General features: G+C 58.8%; 18 protein-coding genes. 5 read left to right on the forward strand and 13 right to left on the reverse strand.

What is annotated here, in order from left to right:
- Nucleotides 1-121: 121 nt before the first annotated feature.
- Nucleotides 122-1,312 (reverse strand): dihydroorotase, encoded by a 1,191-nt coding sequence (locus tag ACZO0A_RS00410; protein ID WP_215693946.1) that lies wholly within the window; start codon nt 1,310-1,312, stop codon nt 122-124.
- Between the two features lie 474 nt (nt 1,313-1,786).
- Here ACZO0A_RS00410 and epsC point away from each other — a divergent pair, with 474 nt between their 5' ends.
- A complete protein-coding gene (gene epsC / locus ACZO0A_RS00415) occupies nt 1,787-2,437 on the forward strand; it encodes a serine O-acetyltransferase EpsC (protein WP_215693944.1) in 651 nt (216 codons plus the stop codon).
- A 209-nt stretch (nt 2,438-2,646) separates the two neighbouring features.
- Here epsC and ACZO0A_RS00420 read toward each other — a convergent pair whose 3' ends face one another.
- From ACZO0A_RS00420 to rfbC, 5 genes are all read right to left on the reverse strand, one after another.
- Complete coding sequence (locus ACZO0A_RS00420) at nt 2,647-4,479, reverse strand: glycosyltransferase family 2 protein (protein ID WP_302375102.1); 1,833 nt, start codon at nt 4,477-4,479, stop codon at nt 2,647-2,649.
- Between the two features lie 512 nt (nt 4,480-4,991).
- The gene (locus ACZO0A_RS00425; protein ID WP_302375103.1) at nt 4,992-6,866 is read right to left on the reverse strand and encodes a glycosyltransferase family 2 protein; all 1,875 of its coding nucleotides are present in this window, start codon (nt 6,864-6,866) and stop codon (nt 4,992-4,994) included.
- A 3-nt stretch (nt 6,867-6,869) separates the two neighbouring features.
- Complete coding sequence (locus ACZO0A_RS00430; RefSeq protein WP_291208350.1) at nt 6,870-7,646, reverse strand: ABC transporter ATP-binding protein; 777 nt, start codon at nt 7,644-7,646, stop codon at nt 6,870-6,872.
- A 12-nt stretch (nt 7,647-7,658) separates the two neighbouring features.
- Nucleotides 7,659-8,456 (reverse strand): ABC transporter permease, encoded by a 798-nt coding sequence (locus ACZO0A_RS00435; RefSeq protein ID WP_215693936.1) that lies wholly within the window; start codon nt 8,454-8,456, stop codon nt 7,659-7,661.
- Nucleotides 8,457-8,465: 9 nt separating this feature from the next.
- Nucleotides 8,466-9,032 carry a dTDP-4-dehydrorhamnose 3,5-epimerase gene (gene rfbC / locus ACZO0A_RS00440; protein ID WP_302375105.1) on the reverse strand — a complete coding sequence of 189 codons (567 nt, stop codon included), beginning with the start codon at nt 9,030-9,032 and terminating at the stop codon, nt 8,466-8,468.
- Nucleotides 9,033-9,230: 198 nt separating this feature from the next.
- Between rfbC and ACZO0A_RS00445 the strand changes: the two genes are divergently transcribed.
- Together ACZO0A_RS00445 and ACZO0A_RS00450 are read left to right on the forward strand one after the other, a co-directional pair.
- The gene (locus tag ACZO0A_RS00445; RefSeq protein ID WP_291231339.1) at nt 9,231-9,785 is read left to right on the forward strand and encodes a 5-formyltetrahydrofolate cyclo-ligase; all 555 of its coding nucleotides are present in this window, start codon (nt 9,231-9,233) and stop codon (nt 9,783-9,785) included.
- Nucleotides 9,782-10,459, forward strand: coding sequence for a hypothetical protein (locus ACZO0A_RS00450; protein ID WP_302375107.1), 678 nt, complete (start codon nt 9,782-9,784; stop codon nt 10,457-10,459). Before ACZO0A_RS00445 ends, ACZO0A_RS00450 begins: the two co-directional genes overlap by 4 nt.
- A gap of 65 nt (nt 10,460-10,524) precedes the next feature.
- Here the strand turns inward: ACZO0A_RS00450 and acrA are convergent, their stop codons facing one another.
- The 7 genes from acrA to coaD form a co-directional block, all read right to left on the reverse strand.
- The gene (gene acrA / locus ACZO0A_RS00455) at nt 10,525-11,625 is read right to left on the reverse strand and encodes an acryloyl-CoA reductase electron transfer subunit beta (RefSeq protein ID WP_291231341.1); all 1,101 of its coding nucleotides are present in this window, start codon (nt 11,623-11,625) and stop codon (nt 10,525-10,527) included.
- Nucleotides 11,626-11,642: 17 nt separating this feature from the next.
- Nucleotides 11,643-12,428, reverse strand: coding sequence for an electron transfer flavoprotein subunit beta/FixA family protein (locus ACZO0A_RS00460; protein WP_215693926.1), 786 nt, complete (start codon nt 12,426-12,428; stop codon nt 11,643-11,645).
- A gap of 14 nt (nt 12,429-12,442) precedes the next feature.
- Nucleotides 12,443-13,612, reverse strand: coding sequence for an acyl-CoA dehydrogenase family protein (locus ACZO0A_RS00465; RefSeq protein ID WP_215693924.1), 1,170 nt, complete (start codon nt 13,610-13,612; stop codon nt 12,443-12,445).
- A gap of 75 nt (nt 13,613-13,687) precedes the next feature.
- Nucleotides 13,688-14,560, reverse strand: coding sequence for a 3-hydroxyacyl-CoA dehydrogenase family protein (locus tag ACZO0A_RS00470; RefSeq protein WP_215693922.1), 873 nt, complete (start codon nt 14,558-14,560; stop codon nt 13,688-13,690).
- A gap of 92 nt (nt 14,561-14,652) precedes the next feature.
- On the reverse strand, nt 14,653-15,438 hold the full coding sequence (locus ACZO0A_RS00475; protein ID WP_291208372.1) for an enoyl-CoA hydratase-related protein: 786 nt from the start codon (nt 15,436-15,438) through the stop codon (nt 14,653-14,655).
- Between the two features lie 18 nt (nt 15,439-15,456).
- On the reverse strand, nt 15,457-16,671 hold the full coding sequence (locus ACZO0A_RS00480) for a thiolase family protein (protein WP_291231988.1): 1,215 nt from the start codon (nt 16,669-16,671) through the stop codon (nt 15,457-15,459).
- Nucleotides 16,672-16,758: 87 nt separating this feature from the next.
- The gene (gene coaD / locus ACZO0A_RS00485) at nt 16,759-17,250 is read right to left on the reverse strand and encodes a pantetheine-phosphate adenylyltransferase (protein ID WP_291231989.1); all 492 of its coding nucleotides are present in this window, start codon (nt 17,248-17,250) and stop codon (nt 16,759-16,761) included.
- A gap of 480 nt (nt 17,251-17,730) precedes the next feature.
- Here coaD and ptb point away from each other — a divergent pair, with 480 nt between their 5' ends.
- Entirely contained in the window at nt 17,731-18,639 is a 909-nt protein-coding gene (ptb, locus tag ACZO0A_RS00490) for a phosphate butyryltransferase (RefSeq protein ID WP_078783194.1), read from the forward strand.
- 226 nt (nt 18,640-18,865) lie between these two features.
- Entirely contained in the window at nt 18,866-19,933 is a 1,068-nt protein-coding gene (gene buk / locus ACZO0A_RS00495; RefSeq protein ID WP_215693915.1) for a butyrate kinase, read from the forward strand.
- The last annotated feature ends 128 nt before the right edge of the window (nt 19,934-20,061 follow it).

Here is a 20,061-nt window from a genome sequence, read left to right on the forward strand (position 1 = left end):
TATATAATGTTGGAAATCGTAGGGGCGGATTCTATATCCGCCCGCGGGGCTGTGCCAGCGGCAGCCTTGCACGGGCGCATAGGGAATGCGCCCCTACGGGTGTTTTGTGCGTGAAGTGGCGTTACTCTTCAATCTGGAACGTAACCTTTCCGCCTTTGATCGTTGTTACGACCTTGCCGTAGAGCAGCGCACCGTCATAAGGGCAGTTCTTGCTCTTGCTGTGCAGCTCGTCGGCGTGGACTTCATACATATGGTCGATATCCACCAGCACGACATCGGCGTCGTAGCCCGGTTCCAGCAGGCCCTTGTGGTCGGCCAGGCCCAGCACGGCGGCGGGGCCTGCGCTCATCAAAAAGCTGAGCATTTCCAGCGGGATGCGCTGCTCGCGGCAGAGCTTGGTGTAGCAGACGCCGAACGCGGTTTCCAGGCCCACCATACCGGCGGCTCCCTTCTCCTTTTCTTCGGCGGTGTGGGGAGCATGGTCGGTGCCGATGCAGGTTACGGTGCCGTCCTTGATGGCGTCAATCAGTGCGTTCACGTCGTCCGCCTTGCGGATGGGCGGATTGACGCGGTAGGTCAGGCGGCTGTCGTCAAACCACAGGTGATGGGGCGTGACCTCGCAGCTGACCCGCGCACCCTTCATCCGGCTCATCCGCACGGCGTCCACGGATTCCTTCGTGGAGACGTGGCACATATGCAGCCGCGTGCCGTAATATTCGGCCAGGTGGCAGTTGCGCACCGTCTCGATGTTCTCAGCCAGGCGGTAGTCCCATGGGCTGATCTCGCGGTCCTCGGCGTGGGACATGATGGTTAGGCCGCGCTCGGTGGCGATCGCAAAGGCGCGGGCCATGACGGCATTGTTCATGACGCCGTTGCCATCCTCGGTGATGAATTTGACATCCTCGGGCAGGGTCAGCAGATGATCCAGCGTTTTGCCGTCAAAATCTTTCGTGATGGAGACGGTCTGGTTTGCGTCGCACAGCCCCACGCGGGCGGCCTCAGCCTCGACGGCGTGGGCAATTTCGGCGGAAGAGCAGACAGGCTTGGTGTTGGGCATCAGGTTCACGAAGGTATACCCGCCCGCTGCTGCGGCGGCAGAGCCGGTGGAGATATCCTCTTTATACTCAAAGCCGGGGGTGCGCCAGTGGCAGTGGGTGTCGATGAAGGCAGGCAGCACGGTACGGCCCTTGGCGTCGAGCACCGTCTCCCCTTCCGGGACAAGCAGCCCCAGGCCGACAGCGGCGATCTTGCCGTCGCGCAGCCAGACCTCAACAGGTTTGCCGGCGCTGTTCTTTGCGTTGCGGATCAGCATGGTGGAAACCTCCTTACCATTTCCTTTGGCCCAAAGGCCCCTAGGGGATTTGGGCAAAAAAAAACTTTTCCCAAAAGGGAAAAGTCAAAAAGTCACACTCAAATCAACAGCAGGAAAAAACACTGCACCGTGAATTTTGAAGCAAGAAACAAACTGCATCATCATTCTGGCAAGCTCCTTCCCGTCATTTTTACATGGGTTTTACTTATTGTACCATGCACACGCGGCAGTGTCAATGCAAACGCCCGGATTGCGAAAGTAGGGATTTCCTGAATTTTTGCGCCGACTTTTGTACAAATTGATAAAAGTGTATTTACAGCGTGTGCCGATGCGGCCAACCTTACAGCACCCCCCCTCGTTTTTGTGTGGTTTGGGTTCAGTATACCGTGCAGCGCGATTTTTTGCAAGCATTGCACCCGGCACAAAAATATGCTATACTATAAATTATTATGGTGAAGTTAAGAGGAATGAACTATGGGCCTTTGGGAAGATGCAAAAAATATCCGCGATAAAGACCCCGCCGCGCGCAATGTGGCGGAGGTTATTATCCTGTATCCCGGCTTTCATGTGTTGGTCACGCACAAGATTGCGCATTTTTTGTACAACCATAAGTGTTTCTTTCTGGCGCGGTTCGTCAGCCAGCTGGCACGCCACCTGACCGGCATTGAAATTCACCCCGGCGCCAAAATCGGCCGCAAGCTCTTTATCGACCACGGCATGGGCATCGTCTTTGGCGAAACGGCGGAAATCGGCGACAACTGCACGATCTACCACGGTGTGACCCTGGGCGGCACCGGCAAGGATACTGGCAAGCGCCACCCGACGCTGGGCAACAACGTCCTGATCGGCGCGGGGGCCAAGGTGCTGGGCCCGGTTTATATCGGCGATAACGTCCGCGTCGGCGCGGGCAGTGTGGTGTTGAAAAACCTGCCCGCCAACGCCACCGCCGTCGGCGTCCCCGCCGAGGTCGTGCGGGTCGGCAGCGTCAAGTGCGTTCCGGCGGACGACCTGGATCAGCAGGATCTGCCGGATATCGTCAACCAGCGTATCTCCGAACTGGAAGCCCGCCTGAGCCGCTTAGAGGCCGAAAAGCAGGGCGAGTTCCCGCCGGATAAAAAAGAATAATAAAAACGCACGCCGTGAAATTTACGGCGTGCGTTTTTTGTCAGTATGGCTTCCCCAGAGGGGGGAAGCTGTCAGCGGCCCCGCCCGCTGACTGATGAGGGGCAAACTTACCGGGAATTTCCCACTGACGGGCAATAGGGCAAACCCGCCCCTCATCCGCCCTCGGTCGGGGCCTCGGGCACCTTCCCCCACGGGGGAAGGCAATCAACTCATTTCAAATTCCGCAAATCTCCGCTCTCGCGGAAATCTTCATAGTCCAGAGACAGTGATGGGCTGTAATAGGGGTCGTGCAGGATGTTGTCCCTGCCGTGTACGGCATACAGGCGGTCGTGCTCGGCGTCAAAACGAGCTTTTTTGGCCGGGTCGTTCTCGTCCGAGCCGCGGCTCTTGCTCTCATAATGGTAAAGCTCGGCATAGGGCGTCCAGACGATGCGGTAGCCGGCATCCCGCACCCGCAGGCAGAAGTCCACGTCGTTGTAGGCGACGGTGAAATCCTCGTCGAGGCCATGCACTTCGTCATAAACGGCGGTGCGCACCAGCAGGCAGGCGGCCGTCACGGCCGAAAAATCCTGCACGGTGGCCAGGCGGAACATATACCCGCTGCCGCCGCGCTTGTGGTACTTGTGGCTGTGGCCCGCGTAGCCGCCCAGCCCGGTGATGATGCCCGCGTGCTGGATCGTGTCGTCAGGGTAGTAGAGCATCGCGCCGCAGATGCCGACACCGGGCTGGCTGCACTCGCCCACCATCTGGGTGAGCCAGTCGCCGTTGATGACCTCGACGTCGTTGTTCAGCAGCAACAGATACTTGCCCGCAGCGTACTTGCGGCCAAAATTATTGATGCGGCTGAAATTGAACCCGCCCTTGTAGGTCACGACCCGGGCGCGGTCGTAGCGGTCGGGCATTTTTTTATAGTAGGCCGTTGTGGCGGGGTCGGTGGAGTTGTTCTCAATGACGATGACCTCAAAATTTTCATAGGTCGTCTTGGCGTAGATGCTGTGCAGGCATTTTTCCAGATCGTCGGTGTGGTCTTTGTTGGGAATTAAAATCGATACGAGCGGTTCCGGCTCGGGGATGTCCCAGACGACGTGGCAGGTGCCGGGGAAGCGCCCGGCCTCCACCCTGCCCTGCCGCCCGGTGGCGGCCAGGTGGTCCGCCACAGCGCGCTGGGCGGCCTGCTCGACATAAGGCTTGGCCGCTGTGCCGCCGCTGGTGGATGCCGCGTGTACACGCCAGTAGTAGAGCACCTGCGGGATGTGCAGCGGCTTGGCTGCGGGGTCAGTGCGCTGCATTTCATCGATGAGGCGCAGGAATAAGTCGTGATCCTGCGCACCGTCGCACGTGGGTCGTTCGCCGCCGACGGCATTGAACAGCGATTTTTTGAAGACAGCCAGGTGGCAGATGTAGTTGACCGCCATCAGGTACTCGGGCGCGTAGTCGGGCTTGAAGTGACCGACGCGGGGATGCTTGGGCGTTTTTTCAAACAGGGCCTCGTCGCTGTACGCGAAGGCTGCACCGCTCTCGGCCAGGGCCTTGCCCATGCAGTAGACGGCGTGGGGGGCCAGCATATCGTCGTGGTCGGCCAGGGCCAGGTAGTCCCCGGTGGCGAGCTTGGCGGCCTCGTTCGTGTTGGCGGCGATGCCCTTATTCTCAATTTTGGCGTAGACAATGCGCTTGTCCTGTGCGGCGCGGGCCTGCACGGTTTTGGCAACGTCGGGGTGGGCGTCATCGCTGGCATCCACCAGCACCAGCTGCCAGTTCGGCGCGGTCTGGACCTGCACGCTGTTCAAAAACTGCTGCAAAAACTGCGGCGGCGTGTTGTACAGCGGCGTCAGGATGCTGATGGTGGGCCAGGTCTTAGCGGCCGGGTCGGCACGTTGAGCGTCTAATGTCTGTTTTGCGGGCAGATACCGCGCACGTTTGCCGAAGAACCGCCGTTTAAAAAAGCCGACGGCCCGCCCGGCCATAACGCCGACGCCCTGTTCTTTCGTCAGGGTCTGCGCATAGCCGAACAGCTCTTTGATGCGTTTTGTCTCAAGGCTCATGGGGTGGCTCCTCATAAAAGCAATCTTTGTGCCAGAGTTTGGGGTTCGTGTCGATATACTGCCAAATTTGTGCGCAGCCATGTTCGGTGCGTACAACATGGTCATGGAAAGATTTTTGCCAGATGGGGCGGGAAAGCCGCTTGGAAACGACACCTTTAAATTGCTGTATAACGGTAGAGATTGTAGGGGCGACCATTGGTCGCCCGCCCGGCCCGTCTGGATTAACAACAACAAATGAACATGGTTTGGCATTATGGCGTACTTTTCTAACGAGATATGCGGATACTGCTTTGGAATTTCCCAAATACACTGCTCTACAACTTTTCCTGCTTTGGACAACGCGGGTGGGTGCTGCGGGCGAGCAATGCTCGCCCCTACATTCTCGGCTCTCGTGAACGTATCATTTCCCCACAAAATCCTCTGTCGTTCGTGCGTGCAAATCGTGATGAAATACGCGCCGTTCTGTGCGTAATCGTACTCCGTAAGGCGGTTGATTTTCCGTTTTGGCTTCATCACTTCAACCCGAAATTCTCAAACAGATTGTTGAAATGTGGGTTGTAATAGGGGTCATAATTGTCGATATACTGTTGATATTTTGCGTAGAAATTCGCCTTCTCACGCTCGTAGCGCTTGGTGTTCTCGCTCAGGGTGTCAAGGCCGCGGCTCTTGCTCTCGTAGTGGTAGGCTTCGGCGCGGGGCGTGTAGACGTTCAAAAGGCCTTTCTGCCACAACTTCAGGCAGTAGTCCACGTCGTTGTAGGCAACGGCGAACTTTTCCTCGTCCAGACCGCCAAATGCACGGTAGAGTGCGGTTTTTGTCATCAGGCAGGCACCGGTCACGGCCATGTAATCCTGCGTCGTGACCAGGCGGTACATATCGCCGACGGCCGTGCGGGGGTAACTCTTGTGGCTGTGGCCCGCGCTGCCGTTGATGCCCATGAGCACGCCCGCGTGCTGGATCGTGTCGTCAGGGTAGTAGAGCTTTGCGCCCACCGCGCCCACATCGGGCCGCTGGCTGTAACTCAGCAGTTCGCGCAAAAAGTCGGGCGACAAAATCTCGATATCATTGTTCAGGAGCAGCAGGTGCTCACCCTCGGCAAACGTCGCGCCAAAGTTGTTGATAGCCGAGAAATTGAACGGGCCCTTCCCCTCAAACGTCACGACCCTGCAGGTCGGGAACCGGTCATGCAGCGTTTTATAGTAGGCGAATGTCGCCGGGTCAGTGGAGTTGTTCTCGATGACGATGGCCTCAAAATTGTCATACCCGGCGTTTTTGTACAGACTTGTCAGGCAGCGGTCCAGGTCGTCGGTGTGGTCCTTGTTGGGAATCAGCACGCTGATTTTCGGGTGGCCGGTCAGCTCGTACTTGACCTGGAACGCGCCGGGTGCATCAGGCACCGCCATGGCGTGCCCCGGCAGGCTGAGACGTTCGAGCTGCGCGTCGATGGCCCGCTCCCCCGCCGCGATGGCGTAGGGCTTGGCCTCCATGCCTGCGGCGGTGGAACCTGCGTGGCCGCGCCAGATGTAGAGCACTTTCTTGATATGCTCGATGCGCTGTGCTTTTTCGGTCAGGCGCAGAATCAAATCATGATCCTGTGCGCCGTCAAACTCTTTCGATTCATAGGCCCCGGCGGCATCCAGCAGTGGGCGGCTGAACACGGCCAGATGGGTAATGAAGTTGACCCCGCGCAGGTAGTCCGGCGCAAAGTCGGGCTTGAAGTGGTAGCCGCCCAGCTCCTTCAAATCGGCGGAGAGGACAATTTCATCACTGTACACAAAATCTGCACCGGTGTTTTGGATGGTCTGCACAACCTCGAACAGTGCGTTTAAATACAGTACGTCGTCGTGGTCCAGCAGGGCAATAAAATCGCCGGTGGCCAGCTCGAACCCACGGGTCGTGTTGGCCGCAATGCCGCCGTTCTCAATCGGTTCATAGACGATGATGCCGGGCACGGCCTTGGGCAGGCGGCTTTCCAGCCGCTTGTCGGCGTCGCTGGCGTCCACCAGCACCAATTCCCAGTTCGTGTAGGTCTGTTTGACGACACTTTGCAGCATTTCGTCAAAAAATTTCGGCGGCGTGTTGTACAGCGGGACGATGATGCTGACCTTCGGCCCCTGCAAATGTGCAGCGCGTTGGGCTTTCAGCTCCCGGCGCAGCGGGATATCTGCCCGATGCCGCCAGTCGTCGTGGTGCATGGCCAGCCCGACGCGAAATTTCACGTCGCGCCACAGCTGCTCGGCCCCCTGCTCCCGCAAGGTGCGCACACTGCGCCCGGCCAGATCCCGCAGGTGGGCAGGGTTCAAAAGCCGCCGCGCCATGCCGCCCACGCTGTCCTGTACGGCCAGGTCGGCGGGGCGCTCGTTGTTCGGTTTTGCATTTTCGGGCATCGTTTATTCCTCGGTAACTTTCGCCGGCATGGCGTCCTTTTTCTCGAACCTGCGGTACTCGGCGGTGATCTCCTTCGTCGGGCCTAAGCGGCGCAGATGGCCGTGGTCGAGCCAGGCGACCTTGTTGCACATACGCTCGATCTGGTCAATGGAGTGGCTGACCAAAATGACCGTGGTACCGCCGGAAAGCAGCTCCGCCATGCGCTTTTCGCACTTTTCCTGAAACAGGAAATCGCCCACCGACAGAATCTCGTCGGCAATCAGGATATCGGGCTTCGTCATCGTCGCCACGGCGAAGGCCAAACGCGCCACCATGCCGGAGGAGTAGTTTTTCAGCGGTACGTCGAGAAAATCCTGCAATTCGCTGAACTCGACGATATCGTCAAATTTTGAGTCGATGTACTTGGGCGTGTAGCCCAGCACCGTGCCGTTTAAATAGATGTTCTCCCGCGCGGTCAGGTCCATGTCAAAGCCCGCGCCCAACTCGATCAGCGGCGCAATCGTGCCGTTGACCGTGACGCGGCCCGCGCTGGGCTTATACACGCCGGAAATGACTTTCAGCAGCGTGGACTTGCCGCTGCCGTTTAAGCCAATCAGGCCGTAGAAATCGCCGGGCATGATATCAAACGATACATCGTCCAAAGCGAAGAACTCGTCAAAGCGCACGCCGCCGTGCAGCAGCGCCACGAAATACTCTTTCAGGCTCTCGTGCTTTTCTTTGGCAAGGTTGAAGCGCATCGAAACATGGTCGATGGAGATAATGGGTTTCTGCTCTGCCATTTCGATGCCCCCTTACATGTACAGGACGAATTTGTCCTGGTTCTTTTTAAAGACGCAGACGCCCAGCCCCAGGCTGAGTGCGGCGCAGAGGAACGGAATGAGCACCATGTTCGGGGTCAGCCCCTCGCCCCACATGACGCAGGAACGCACCGAGGTGATGTACCAGTAGATGGGGTTCAGGTTGATGATGTACTGCATCCAGCTTTCCATCTGGCGCGGGTCGTAGAAGATGGCGCTGCCGTAGACGAGCAGGGTGCAGAACACTTCCCAAATGTGCATGATATCGCGCACAAAAACGTAGAGCGTTGACAAAATCAGCCCGATGCCCAGGCTGAAAATAAACAGCATAACGATGGGATAGACGGCCAGCAGTACGGTCTTGACCGAAATGTGCGACCAGGTCAGCAGCGCCACGATGAAGAGCGCCACCAGGCTGAAGAAGAAGTTGACCAGCGCAAAGCAGCACTTTTCCAGTGGGAAAATGTACTTAGGGATGTACACCTTTCGCAGCAGCGGGCCGTTTTTCAGCACGCTCTCCATGGCCATGGTCGTACTCTCGCGGAAGAAGTTGAACATCAGCTGGCCGATGATGAGGAACAGCGGGAAATCCTCAATGCCCTGGCCGCGCTGGTTGAACAGCGCACCGAACACGGCCCACATGACCAGGCAGGTCAGCAGCGGGTTCAGCACGCTCCAGGCTACGCCCAGCACGCTGCGGCGGTATTTCAGCTTGAAGTCGCGGGTGATAAGATTTTGCAGCAGGTAGCGGTACTTCCAGAACCCTGCAAAGGTGTTTTTCAGATTTTGCACAGCTTATCCTCAATATTTTTCAAAATACTCGAACTTCTGCTCGGCGAAGGGGGTGTGCTCCTTGTCCTTGGCGCTGGTCTTGTGCGCACAGCCGCAGTCAGGCCACTGCACGTTGACGGTCGGGTCGTCGTACGGGATGCCGCCCTCGGCAGTCGGGTCGTAGACGTCGGTGCATTTGTAGCAGAACTCGGCCACGTCAGACAGCACGACAAAGCCGTGGGCAAAGCCCTCGGGGATCCAGAGCATCTTCTTGTTCTCGGCCGAGAGGGTCACGCCGACCCACTTGCCGAAGGTCGCGCTGTTGGGGCGGCAGTCAACGGCTACATCAAACACTTCGCCCAGCGTCACACGGACCAGCTTGCCCTGGGTGTGCTTGGTCTGGAAGTGCAGACCGCGCAGCACGCCCTTGGTGGAGCGGCTCTGGTTGTCCTGCACGAAGGGCTTGTCGATACCGGCAGCGGCGAACTCGTCGATTTGGTAGGTCTCCATGAAATAGCCGCGGTCGTCGCCAAAGACGGTCGGCTCAATGATCTGCACTTCAGGAATCTCAGTCTTGATAAAATTAAACTTGCCCATGGTTGGAATCTCCTTTTTCTATATTTTATAGGACAGTATATACATAGCGATACAGGTTATATTATACTCCATTATAGCGCATTGGGCAAGATGGCAGTAAAATTTTGTCGCTGCTGTAACAACACGTCCGCCTTTTCCGTCTTGTAGGGTGAGGGCAGATGTGCTATGATAATACGAAATGAAAGGATGGTGCGGCAGATGACAAAACGCGAAGCCCGCGCACAGGCCAGGACCCTGCGTGCAGCCCTGGATATGCAGGCTGTGGGGCGCGGCATGGCGGCAGTGCTCTTTCCCCTGCCCTGCTGGGCGGTGGCAGGCACGGTGCTGGCCTTTGCAGCCATGCCGGATGAGCCGGATACAGCGGCGATTTTGCGCCAGGCGCTGGCGGACGGCAAACACCTGCTGCTGCCCCGCGTGTTGAGCAAAACGGCCATGGACTGGGTGGAGATCCCGGATTTGGCTCTGCTGCGTCCCGGCGCTTTTGGGATTTTAGAGCCGCCCGCCGACTTGCCCGTTGCCGATCCGGCAGTCTTTGCGCGGCCGCTGGCGCTGATCCCCTGCCTGGCTGCTGGCCGCGACGGTGTGCGCCTGGGGCGCGGCGGAGGGTATTATGACCGCTTTTTGGCACACTATAAAGGGGCAAAGCTATTGCTCTGCCCCGAAGCGGTGCTGACGGATACCCTGCCCTGCGACGATTGGGACGCCCATTTTGCGCCCGAAGAAATTTTGACCGAGAAAGGAATACAAGTATGAAGAAGCTGCTTTTTGCAACAGCCCTGCTGGCCGCGCTGCTTTTGAGCGCCTGCGGCGGCAAAACCAACGACGATGATTTTATGAGCAAGCCCGCCGTGACGCCCGAACCGGGCATGGAGATCGACCCGGAATTTGGTGTTGACCCCGAGCCCGAAACCGATGAAAATGCCCAGCCGGCACCGGACGCCGAGCTGAGCGATATGGTGGACGCGCTCTATAAGATTCAGCCGGTGGAGCTGATGGGCATGGAGACAACGGCCATCGACCTGACCGACGAGACCTGGTACGGCTACCTGGCCGGGCTGACCGCCGACAATGTGGGCAAAGTGGACGCGGCTGTCATCAGCGAGCCGATGACTGGCAGCCAGGCGTACAGCCTTGTGCTGCTGCGCCTCAGGGACAAGGCCGATGCCCGCGAGGTCGCCGATTCGATGGAGGAAAATATCAGCATGCGCAAGTGGGTCTGCGTGGAGGCAGATAAGGCCCGCGTGGTCAGCTTTGATGATAAGCTGCTGTATGTCATGGCAGACAGTGAGCTGGTCGATGTCGATCTGTTAGCGGATGCTGCTGCAAAGGCCTTTAATGCAACATTCGATGTCGATGATTCCCTCGTCAATGAGGACGAGAGCGAGCTGCCCCCGGAACTGCTGTCCGCCCCGGCTGTGGCAGACTGAGCGATACAAAAAAACAAAGAGCCGTGCCCTTTGCGGGGCACGGCTCTTGTTGTTTACAGGCGGGATCAAGCCTTGGCGGCCTTGATCTCCTTGATGAGTTCGGGAACGACCTTGTACAGATCGCCGACGATGCCGTAGGTGGCAACGTCGAAGATGGGGGCGTTCTCGTTCTTGTTGATGGCGATGATGTTCTCGGAGTCCTGCATACCGGCAACGTGCTGGATGGCACCGGAGATGCCCAGGGCAACGTAGATGCGGGGATGCACGGTCTTACCGGTCTGGCCGACCTGGTGGTCAGCAGACAGCCAGCCCTCATCGGTGACGGCACGGGAAGCACCGACAACACCGCCCAGAGCCTCAGCCAGCTCCTCAGCCAGCTTGATGCCCTTCTCGGGGTCAGCGGAGATACCGCGGCCGACGGAGACGACAACGTCAGCACCGATCAGGTCGACGAGCTTCTCGGCGCTCTTCTTGATGTCGAGCACCTGAACATGGATGTCGTCGGCAGTCAGAGCGGGCGCAACATTCTCGATGACGACCTTGTCAGCACCGGCCTGGTCGAACGCCTGCATCTGCATGACGCCGGGGCGGACGGTGGACATCTGCGGGCGGAAGCGCGGGCAGATGATGGTAGCCATCAGGTGGCCGCCGAATGCGGGGCGGGTCATCTTCAGGTTGGTGTTTTCCTCGAACTTGGTGTTGTCCACATCAATGTTGGAGGTGGTGCGCAGGAAGTTCTTGTACTTCTCGACATCGACGTCCAGATGGGTGCAGTCAGCGGTCAGGCCGGTGTGCAGACGGGCTGCGCAGCGGGGGCCGAGGTCACGGCCCAGGTTGGTCGCGCCGATCAGCATGATCTCGGGCTTCTTGTCCATGATGAGGTCGCACAGCGCCTTGGCATAGCCATCGGTGGTGTAGTCCTTCAGCAGGGGGCTGTCGATATTGTAAACACGGTCAGCGCCGTAGCCGCCCAGAGTCTTGAGGTCAGCCTCAGCCAGGCCGCTGCCCATGACAACACCAGCCAGCTCAACGCCAAGGTCGTTGGCCAGCTTGCGGCCCTCGCTCAGCAGCTGATAGCTGATGGACTGGATCTCGCCTTCGCGCTGCTCGCAGAAAACCCACACGCCCTTGAAGGCGGCGGTGTCCATTGCATTGAATTCAGCCATTGTTCGTTTCTCCTTCCTCAAATCAGGTGCTTGTCGTTCAGGATGCCGACCAGCTGGGCAGCGTCCTCGACCTTGATGCCGGCGCCCTTGACCGGAGGAGCAAAGGACTTGTAAACGTTCGTCGGGGAGCCCTTCAGGCCGATGGTATCGGTCTCGATGAGCGGGTCATCCTTCAAAGCGTTGTAGTCAAAGACCTCGAGCGGCTTGTCGTAGCACTCGAAGATGCCGGAAACGCTCATGTAGCGCGGGGTATTCAGCTCCTTGATGCAGGTCAGCAGGCAGGGAGTCTGAACCTTCAGCTCCATGTAGCCATCCTCCAGCTGACGCTTGACAGTCAGGGAGTTGCCATCCTTCTGGATGTCGGTGACATAGGTGACCTGGGGCAGGTGCAGCTTCTCAGCGATCTGGGGGCCGACCTGGGCGGTGTCGCCGTCGATGGCCTGACGGCCGCAGAAAACGATATCCTCAGGGCCGACGCCGATCTTGTTGACGGCAGCAGCCAGAATCTGAGAGGTGGCGAAGGTGTCGGAACCGCCGAACTCGCGGCCGGAAACCAGCACGCCGCGGTCAGCGCCGCGGGCCATCAGCTCACGCAGCATACCCTCTGCCGGCGGCGGGCCCATGGTGACGACGACGACTTCGCAGCCGGTCTCGTCTTTCAGCTGCAGGGCAGCCTCAACGGCGTTGAGGTCATCAGGGTTGGTGATGGTCGCCATTGCGGAACGATCCATCGTGCCGTCAGCCTTGACAGCGACCTTGCCCTGCGTATCGGGAACCTGTTTGACACAAACGATTGCTTTCATTACGTCTGTCCTCCTTACTTCAGCAGCGCGCCGCTGATGACCATCATCTGCACTTCGCTGGTGCCCTCGTAGATCTCGGTGATCTTGGCATCACGCATCATGCGCTCGATGGGGTAATCGCGGGTGTAGCCGTAGCCGCCGAACAGCTGCAGGCAGCGGCGGGTCACATCGCTGGCGGTGCGGGCGGCAATGAGCTTGGCCTCAGCAGCCTCGACGCTGTAACGAACCTTCTGGCCGTCCATGGCAGCCTGCTTTTTCTGGGCAGCTGCGTAGACCAGATACTTGGCGGCGTCAACGCGGGCCTTCATCTCGGCCAGCTCGAACTGGGTGTTCTGGAACTGTGCGATGGAGCGGCCAAACTGCTTGCGCTCCTTGACATAGGCGACAGTCTCGTCGATGGCGCCCTCGGCAATGCCCAGAGCCTGGGAAGCGATGCCGATACGGCCGCCGTCCAGCGTAGCCATGGCCAGCTGGAAGCCCTTGCCCTTCACGCCCAGCAGGCGATCCTTCGGGATGATGCAGTCTTCCATGATCAGCTCGCAGGTGGAAGAACCGCGAATGCCCATCTTGTCCTCGGGCTTGCCGACCTTAAAGCCGGGATCGGTGCGCTCAACGATGAAGGCGCTGATTTCCTTCTGCTTGCGGCCGCGCTTGTCGGTGACAAAACCGGTGACGGCGATGATGATGAACACATCGGCAAAACCGGCGTTGGTGATGAAGATCTTGGAGCCGTTCAGCTTCCAGTGGTCGCCCTCGTCAACGGCGAAGGTCTGCTGGCCCTGGGCGTCGGTACCGGCACCGGGCTCGGTCAGGCCGAAAGCGCCGATCCACTCGCCGCTGCACAGCTTGGGCAGGTACTTTTCCTTCTGGGCAGGGGTGCCGTTCTCGTAGATAGGCGCCGCGCACAGAGAGGTGTGGGCAGACAGGATAACACCGGTCGTGCCGCAAACCTTGGACATTTCCTCAACCGCCATGACGTAGGACAGCACGTCGCCGCCTGCACCGCCAACGGACTTCGGGAAATAAATGCCCATCATGCCCAGCTTAGCCATCTTCTCAACGGTCTCTTTGGGGAAGTACTCCTCCGCGTCGACCTTCTTGGCCAGGGGCTTGACTTCGTTCTCAGCAAACTCCTTGTACATCTTCTGGACCATTTGCTGCTGTTTAGACAGAGTAAAATCCATTACTTAATCCTCCCTATATCAACAAACGCGGCCCGGCACGGTACATTGCCGCGCCAGGCGCGTAAGTTTACGAAATTACAGAGCGTCGACCGGGGTCTTGGTGCGGTCAGCGTTGTAGACGTAGAAGCCCTTGCCGGTCTTGCAGCCCAGGTTGCCGCCGCGGACCATCTTGCGGATCAGCGGGCAGGCACGGTACTTGCTGTCGCCGGTCTCCTTGTACAGAACGTCCATGATGGCCAGGCAGATATCCAGACCAACAAAGTCACCCAGCTCCAGGGGGCCCATCGGGTGGTTGGCACCCAGCTTCATGGCGGTGTCGATACCGGCGATGTCGGAGACGCCCTCCATCTTGATGAAGGCGGCCTCGTTGATCATCGGGATCAGGATGCGGTTGACGACGAAGCCGGCAGCCTCGTTGACCTGAACCGGGCTCTTGCCAATCTCGGTGCTGATCTTCTTGATGGCCTCAACGGTCTCAACGGGGGTGTTGACACCGGCGATGACCTCGATGAGCTTCATGCGGTCAGCAGGGTTGAAGAAGTGCATACCGACCAGAGGACGAGACAGGCCCTTGCCGATCTCGGTGATGGACAGAGAAGAGGTGTTGGAAGCGAAAACGCACTCGGGCTTGCAGATCTTATCCAGCTCGCCAAAGGTGGTCTGCTTGACCTTCATATCCTCGAAAGCAGCCTCCACGATCAGGTCGCAGTCAGCGCACAGGTCCTCTTTCAGGCCGGCGGTGATAGCAGCCATGCGGCGGTCGACTTCAGCCTGATCCAGCTTGCCCTTGGCAACCAGCTTGGCATAGCCAGCGGCGATCTTGTTCTTGCCGCCCTCGGCCCACTCCTGCTTGATGTCACACAGAGCAACGGTGTAGCCCTCGACCTGTGCGAAAGCCTTTGCAATACCCTGGCCCATAGTGCCAGCGCCAATAACGCCTACCTTCATAGTAGTTACCTCCAATTTAAGATAAAAGATGATAGATAAAAGATAAAAAAACCGGTGTGCGCGCTGCGCACGATTTTAAGATTTATCTAAAATTAGTTGTTCGTGAAAACCGGCTTCGGTTTCGGCTTCTCGCGGCTCAGGAAGCAGCCCATGCCCTCGACCTGGTCGTGGGTCTCGAAGCAGTCGCCGAACAGCTTCTCCTCGACTTCAACAGCCTTCTCGATGGGCAGGCTGATACCATCGTTGATGGCCTTCTTGCAGTTGCGCACGGCGATGGGAGCGTTCTTGGCAATCTTGCCAGCCAGCTTCAGTGCGGCGGGCATCAGCTCTTCCTGGGTGTACACAGCGTTCACCAGGCCGATGCGCAGGGCTTCGTCCGCCTTGATGTTCAGGGCAGAGTAGACCAGCTGCTTTGCCATGCCCATGCCGACGAGACGTGCCAGGCGCTGGGTGCCGCCGAAGCCCGGGGTGATGCCCAGGCCCACTTCCGGCTGGCCGAACACGGCGTTGTCGGAGCAGAGGCGGATATCGCAGCTCATGGCCAGCTCATTGCCGCCGCCCAGCGCGAAGCCGTTGACAGCTGCGATGACAGGCAGCGGGAAATGCTCGATCATCAGGAACACATCGTTGCCCAGTTTGCCGAAAGCCTCGCCCTCGGCCTTGGTCATAGTGGACATGGAGCCGATGTCAGCACCGGCAACGAAGCTCTTGTCGCCAGCGCCGGTCAGCACGACACAGCGGACGGTGTTCTGATCGATGGCCTCAAAGGCGGCCTTCAGGTCAGCCAGAACCTCCGGGTTCAGCGCGTTCAGCGCCTTCGGGCGGTCGATGGTCAGGACAGCAACAGCGTCCTGAATTTCGGTAGTAACAAAGGACATTTTTAATTCCTCCGGTAATTACATCTCAACGATGGTGGCGCAGCCCATGCCGCCGCCGATGCACAGGGTAGCCAGGCCCTTGTGAGCGCCGCGATGCTTCATGGCGTACAGCAGGGTGACCAGAATACGGGCGCCGGAAGCGCCGACGGGATGGCCCAGCGCAATAGCGCCGCCGTTGACGTTCAGCTTCTCCTGGTCGAAGTGCAGAGCCTCGCCGACGGCAACAGACTGAGCGGCAAAAGCCTCGTTGGCCTCGATCAGATCCATGTCGTCCACGGTCAGGCCAGTCTTGGCCATGACCTTCTTGGTGGCGGCGATGGGGCCCAGGCCCATGACCTCGGGCTCAACACCGGCCAGAGCACCGGCGACCCAGGTGGCCAGAGGCTCAACGCCCAGCTCCTTGGCCTTCTCCTCGCTCATGACGACCAGAGCAGCAGCGCCGTCGTTGATGGCGGAGGAGTTGGCGGCGGTGACGATGCCGTCCTTCTTGAAGCAGGGCTTCAGCTTGCCCAGAACCTCCATGGAGCTCATGCGGGGGCCTTCGTCGGTATCAAACACGGTGTCGCCCTTCTTGCCCTTGATGACAACGGGAACGATCTCGTCCTTGAAAGCGCCGTCGGCGATAGCCTTAGCGGCCTTCTCCTGAGAATGGAAGGCAAACTCGTCCAGCTGCTCACGGCTGATGGGGCTGTAACCGTACTTCTTCTGGTAGGTCTCGTTGGTGCAGACGTTCTCGGCGGTCATGCCCATGTGCATGTTGAAGCCGGTGGCGTCCCACAGAGCGTCATTGACCATCGTGTCGACCAGCTCGCTCTTGCCCATGGGGGAGCCCATACGGTAGCCATAGCGGCCCTTCATCATGGCGAAGGGAGCCATGTCCATGTTCTCCATGCCGCCTGCAACGACGATGTCGGCATCGCCGGCCTCGATCATCTGGGCAGCCATGTTGACACAGTTCAGACCGGAGCCGCAGACCACGTTGACGGTGACAGCGGGGGTCTCGATGGGCAGACCAGCCTTCAGAGAAGCCTGACGTGCAACGTTCTGGCCCAGGCCAGCCTGGATAACGCAGCCCATGTAGACATGGTCGACCTGCTCGGGCTTGACGTGTGCGCGGTCCAGAGCCTCCTTGATGACAATGGAGCCCAGCTCTGCAGCGGGGACATTGGCGAGGGTGCCGCCGAACTTACCGATGGCAGTACGGCAGGCGCTGGCAATGACGATCTTTTTCATAAGTAGCCTCCTAAAATAAGTCTCTTTTGGATGGACTATTGAGTAACTATCTATCTTCAAGCCGACGATACGTGCGGCATGAATGCGCTATAACTCCCCTGCTTCCCTCTTGACGATGAGGGCCTTTTCAACGTTGCGGGGCACAAAGCGGGAAACATCCTGCCCATAGTGGGCAGCCTCCCGCACGATGGTGGAGGAAAGGTAACTCCACTTGATGGCCGTCGCCAGGAACACTGTCTCGATCTCGGGCATCATGGCGAAGTTCGTGTGGGCCAGCTGAATCTCATTCTCGAAATCCGTGACTGCCCGCAGGCCGCGCACCATGACGGTCGCGCCCTTCTGCTTGGCGAAACTGACCGTCAGGCCGTTGAAGGAGTCAATCTCGACGTTCGGGATATTCTTGCAGGCATCCCGCAGCATGGCAACGCGCTCCTCGACCGTGAAAAGCGGGGTCTTGGCACTGTTGACCAGCACCGCGACAATCACTTTGTCAAACATACGGCTGGAGCGCTTGATAATATCGAGATGCCCGTTGGTGACGGGGTCGAAGCTGCCGGGATACATGGCAATGGTGGACATGAATGTGTGAACCTTTCGGTTTGGAATAACGCCTTACCTGTTAAAAATTAAACAACTTTAGGGGTAAAGCTAGGCACCTGCGCCGACGCTGGCTCTTTGGTTGTCCATTGGGTCAGGAAGTACGGCGGACTGGTGCCGCTGCGGTCAAGTCTCCTTGAACCGCTACTATAGTTTTACCATCTTGTTAAGGTTTTGTCAATGACGAATTTGTTGAAATTCAGTCAAATTTGAGAAAAAAACCAAGCTGACTACCTATTTATATAGGCAGACGCAGAAAAAAATCTTTTTTGGACAGTTTATCGGCTCCATTTGTAGGGGCGGGCATCGAACCCTGCGAAGCGGGAAACGTCGAAAAAACAATTTTTTAACCCCCTTCTCCCCTTCCCCCTCTTGACCCATGGACCATAACGTGTTATTATTTTAACATACGGGGCTTTGAGAGCGTCCCGCGTCTGAAAGAGTAAAACGAGGTGCTGTAAAATGAATTTTGAGGACCTGATCGCAAAAGTAAAGACCTGTGGCAAGCAGAAGCTGGCCGTTGCCGCTGCCGAGGACGACGCCGTCCTGGAGGCTGTTGACGCTGCCCACAAGCAGGGCATCGCCGATGCAATCCTCGTCGGTGACGAGGCAGCCATCCGCAAGATCGCGGCCGAACTGAACATCGACCTCTCCGACTATGAGATCATCAATGAACCTGACAAGGTGCAGGCTTCTCTCAAGGCCGTCAAGCTGGCCCACGACGGCGTGGCCAATATGTACATGAAGGGCCTGCTGGATACCAAGACCTTCCTGAAGAGTGTGCTGGACAAGGAAGTCGGCCTGCGCACCGGCAACACCCTGTCCCACGTCGCCGTGTTCGAGGTCAAGGGCATCGAGCAGCTGCTGTTCTTGACCGACGTCGCCTTCATGACCTACCCGACATTGGAAGATAAAGTACATATCATCGAGAATACCGTTGCTGTGGCCCATGCCTGCGGCGTCGAGTGCCCCAAGGTTGCGCCCTTGGCCGCTGTTGAGGTCGTCAACCCGAAGATGCCCTGCACCGTCGATGCCGACGAGCTGCGCAAGATGAACGCCGAGGGCAAGATCACCGGCTGCGTCGTCGACGGCCCCTTGTCCATGGATATTGCCATTGACCCCGAGGCTGCCCACCACAAGGGCGCCCAGGACCGCCCGGCCGCCGGCCATGCGGATATCCTGCTGTTCCCCGACATCCAGGCGGGCAACCTCGTCTACAAGACGCTGGTCCATACCGCCGACTGCAAGAACGGCTGCATCCTGACCGGCACCAAGGTACCCGCCATCCTGACCAGCCGCAGCGATTCCTTCCAGACAAAGGTCAACTCCATCGCGCTGGCCGCTGTTGTCGCGGCTGGACTGAACCAGTAAAAAATGCCTTCCCCCGAGGGGCTGCGCCCGCAGGCGCGTGTCGGAGCGCAACCGCCGAAGGCGGCTCTTAGCGCGTAGACGGAAGGTGGCCGAAGGCCGGATGAGGGGCGGGTTTGCGGCAGCCATCCGGCGGGCAATCACAATAAGGCTGCCCCTCATCAGCCGCCTGCGGGCGGCAGCTTCCCCCTTGGGGGAAGCCAAAGAATGTAAAAAGGAGACGTTCACAATGTCCATCAAAACCCTGGTCATCAATCCCGGCTCCACCTCCACCAAGGTCGGTGTGTTCGAGGATGAGACCCTGCTGTTTGAAGAAACGCTGCGCCACCCCACCGAGGAAATCGCCAAGTATGCCAGCGTCATCGACCAGAAGGACTTCCGAAAGGAGATCATTCTGGACTTTCTGAAAGAAAAGGACTGCGATCCCAAGACCCTCAACGTCATCGTGGGCCGCGGCGGTCTGCTCAAACCCATCCCCGGCGGCACCTATGCCGTCAGCGATGCCCTGCTGGCTGACCTGAAGGCCGGTGTCCAGGGCCAGCACGCCTCCAACCTGGGCGGTATCCTCGCCCGCGAGATCGGTGATTCCCTGGGCGTGCCCAGCTACATCGTTGACCCCGTCGTCGTTGATGAATTGACCGATAAGGCGCGCATTTCCGGTATGCCGGAGCTGCCCCGCCGCTCTATCTTCCACGCGCTGAACCAGAAGGCCGTTGCCCGCCGCTTTGCCAAGGAGAACGGCAAGCGCTACGAGGATCTGAACCTCATCGTCATCCACATGGGCGGCGGCGTCTCGGTTGGTGCCCATGACCACGGCCAAGTCGTGGACGTCAACAATATCCTGGACGGCGAGGGCTGCTTCAGCCCCGAGCGCAGCGGTACCGTGCCTGTGGGCGACCTGGTCAAGATGTGCTTCAGCGGCAAGTACACCCAGAAGGAAATCTACAAGAAGATTTGCGGCAACGGCGGCTTCAACGGTTATCTGCATACCAACGATGCCCGCGAGGTCGGCAAGATGGCGGAGTCCGGCGACGCGCTGGCAAAGCAGGTCTGGGAGGCATTCTTCTACCAGATTGCCAAGGATGCCGGCGCTATGGCCGCTGTCCTGCACGGCAAAGTAGACCAGATCATCCTGACCGGCGGCATTGCCTACAACCCGTTCACCGCCAAGACCCTGACCGATTACCTCGGCTGGATTGCCCCTGTCACCACTTACCCCGGCGAGGACGAGCTGCTTGCCCTCTGCCAGGGTGCTCTCCGCGTCATGACCGGCGAGGAAGAAGCGAAGAACTACTAATTTAATAATAGTAGTGCCCCTGACAGCAACCACGCTGCCAGGGGCATTTTGCGTTTGTAAGGGGCGGCGGCCTCGACGCCCCACGGAGTGGTGCTTAGTTTATTGGGCGGTTGTAGGGCGGCCTGCCC

The organism is Gemmiger sp. (assembly GCF_057431175.1).

Excerpts from the sequence above, each read along its gene's own strand:
- ACZO0A_RS00425 (WP_302375103.1), bottom strand. The coding sequence starts at position 6,866 with ATGCCCGAAAATGCAAAACCGAACAACGAGCGCCCCGCCGACCTGGCC.
- ACZO0A_RS00470 (WP_215693922.1), bottom strand. The coding sequence starts at position 14,560 with ATGAAGGTAGGCGTTATTGGCGCTGGCACTATGGGCCAGGGTATTGCA.
- buk (WP_215693915.1), top strand. The coding sequence starts at position 18,866 with ATGTCCATCAAAACCCTGGTCATCAATCCCGGCTCCACCTCCACCAAG.
- ACZO0A_RS00465 (WP_215693924.1), bottom strand. The coding sequence starts at position 13,612 with ATGGATTTTACTCTGTCTAAACAGCAGCAAATGGTCCAGAAGATGTAC.
- ACZO0A_RS00420 (WP_302375102.1), bottom strand. The coding sequence starts at position 4,479 with ATGAGCCTTGAGACAAAACGCATCAAAGAGCTGTTCGGCTATGCGCAG.
- ACZO0A_RS00445 (WP_291231339.1), top strand. The coding sequence starts at position 9,231 with ATGACAAAACGCGAAGCCCGCGCACAGGCCAGGACCCTGCGTGCAGCC.
- ACZO0A_RS00460 (WP_215693926.1), bottom strand. The coding sequence starts at position 12,428 with ATGAAAGCAATCGTTTGTGTCAAACAGGTTCCCGATACGCAGGGCAAG.
- ACZO0A_RS00450 (WP_302375107.1), top strand. The coding sequence starts at position 9,782 with ATGAAGAAGCTGCTTTTTGCAACAGCCCTGCTGGCCGCGCTGCTTTTG.
- acrA (WP_291231341.1), bottom strand. The coding sequence starts at position 11,625 with ATGGCTGAATTCAATGCAATGGACACCGCCGCCTTCAAGGGCGTGTGG.
- ACZO0A_RS00475 (WP_291208372.1), bottom strand. The coding sequence starts at position 15,438 with ATGTCCTTTGTTACTACCGAAATTCAGGACGCTGTTGCTGTCCTGACC.
- epsC (WP_215693944.1), top strand. The coding sequence starts at position 1,787 with ATGGGCCTTTGGGAAGATGCAAAAAATATCCGCGATAAAGACCCCGCC.
- ACZO0A_RS00480 (WP_291231988.1), bottom strand. The coding sequence starts at position 16,671 with ATGAAAAAGATCGTCATTGCCAGCGCCTGCCGTACTGCCATCGGTAAG.
- ACZO0A_RS00430 (WP_291208350.1), bottom strand. The coding sequence starts at position 7,646 with ATGGCAGAGCAGAAACCCATTATCTCCATCGACCATGTTTCGATGCGC.
- coaD (WP_291231989.1), bottom strand. The coding sequence starts at position 17,250 with ATGTCCACCATTGCCATGTATCCCGGCAGCTTCGACCCCGTCACCAAC.
- ptb (WP_078783194.1), top strand. The coding sequence starts at position 17,731 with ATGAATTTTGAGGACCTGATCGCAAAAGTAAAGACCTGTGGCAAGCAG.
- ACZO0A_RS00410 (WP_215693946.1), bottom strand. The coding sequence starts at position 1,312 with ATGCTGATCCGCAACGCAAAGAACAGCGCCGGCAAACCTGTTGAGGTC.
- rfbC (WP_302375105.1), bottom strand. The coding sequence starts at position 9,032 with ATGGGCAAGTTTAATTTTATCAAGACTGAGATTCCTGAAGTGCAGATC.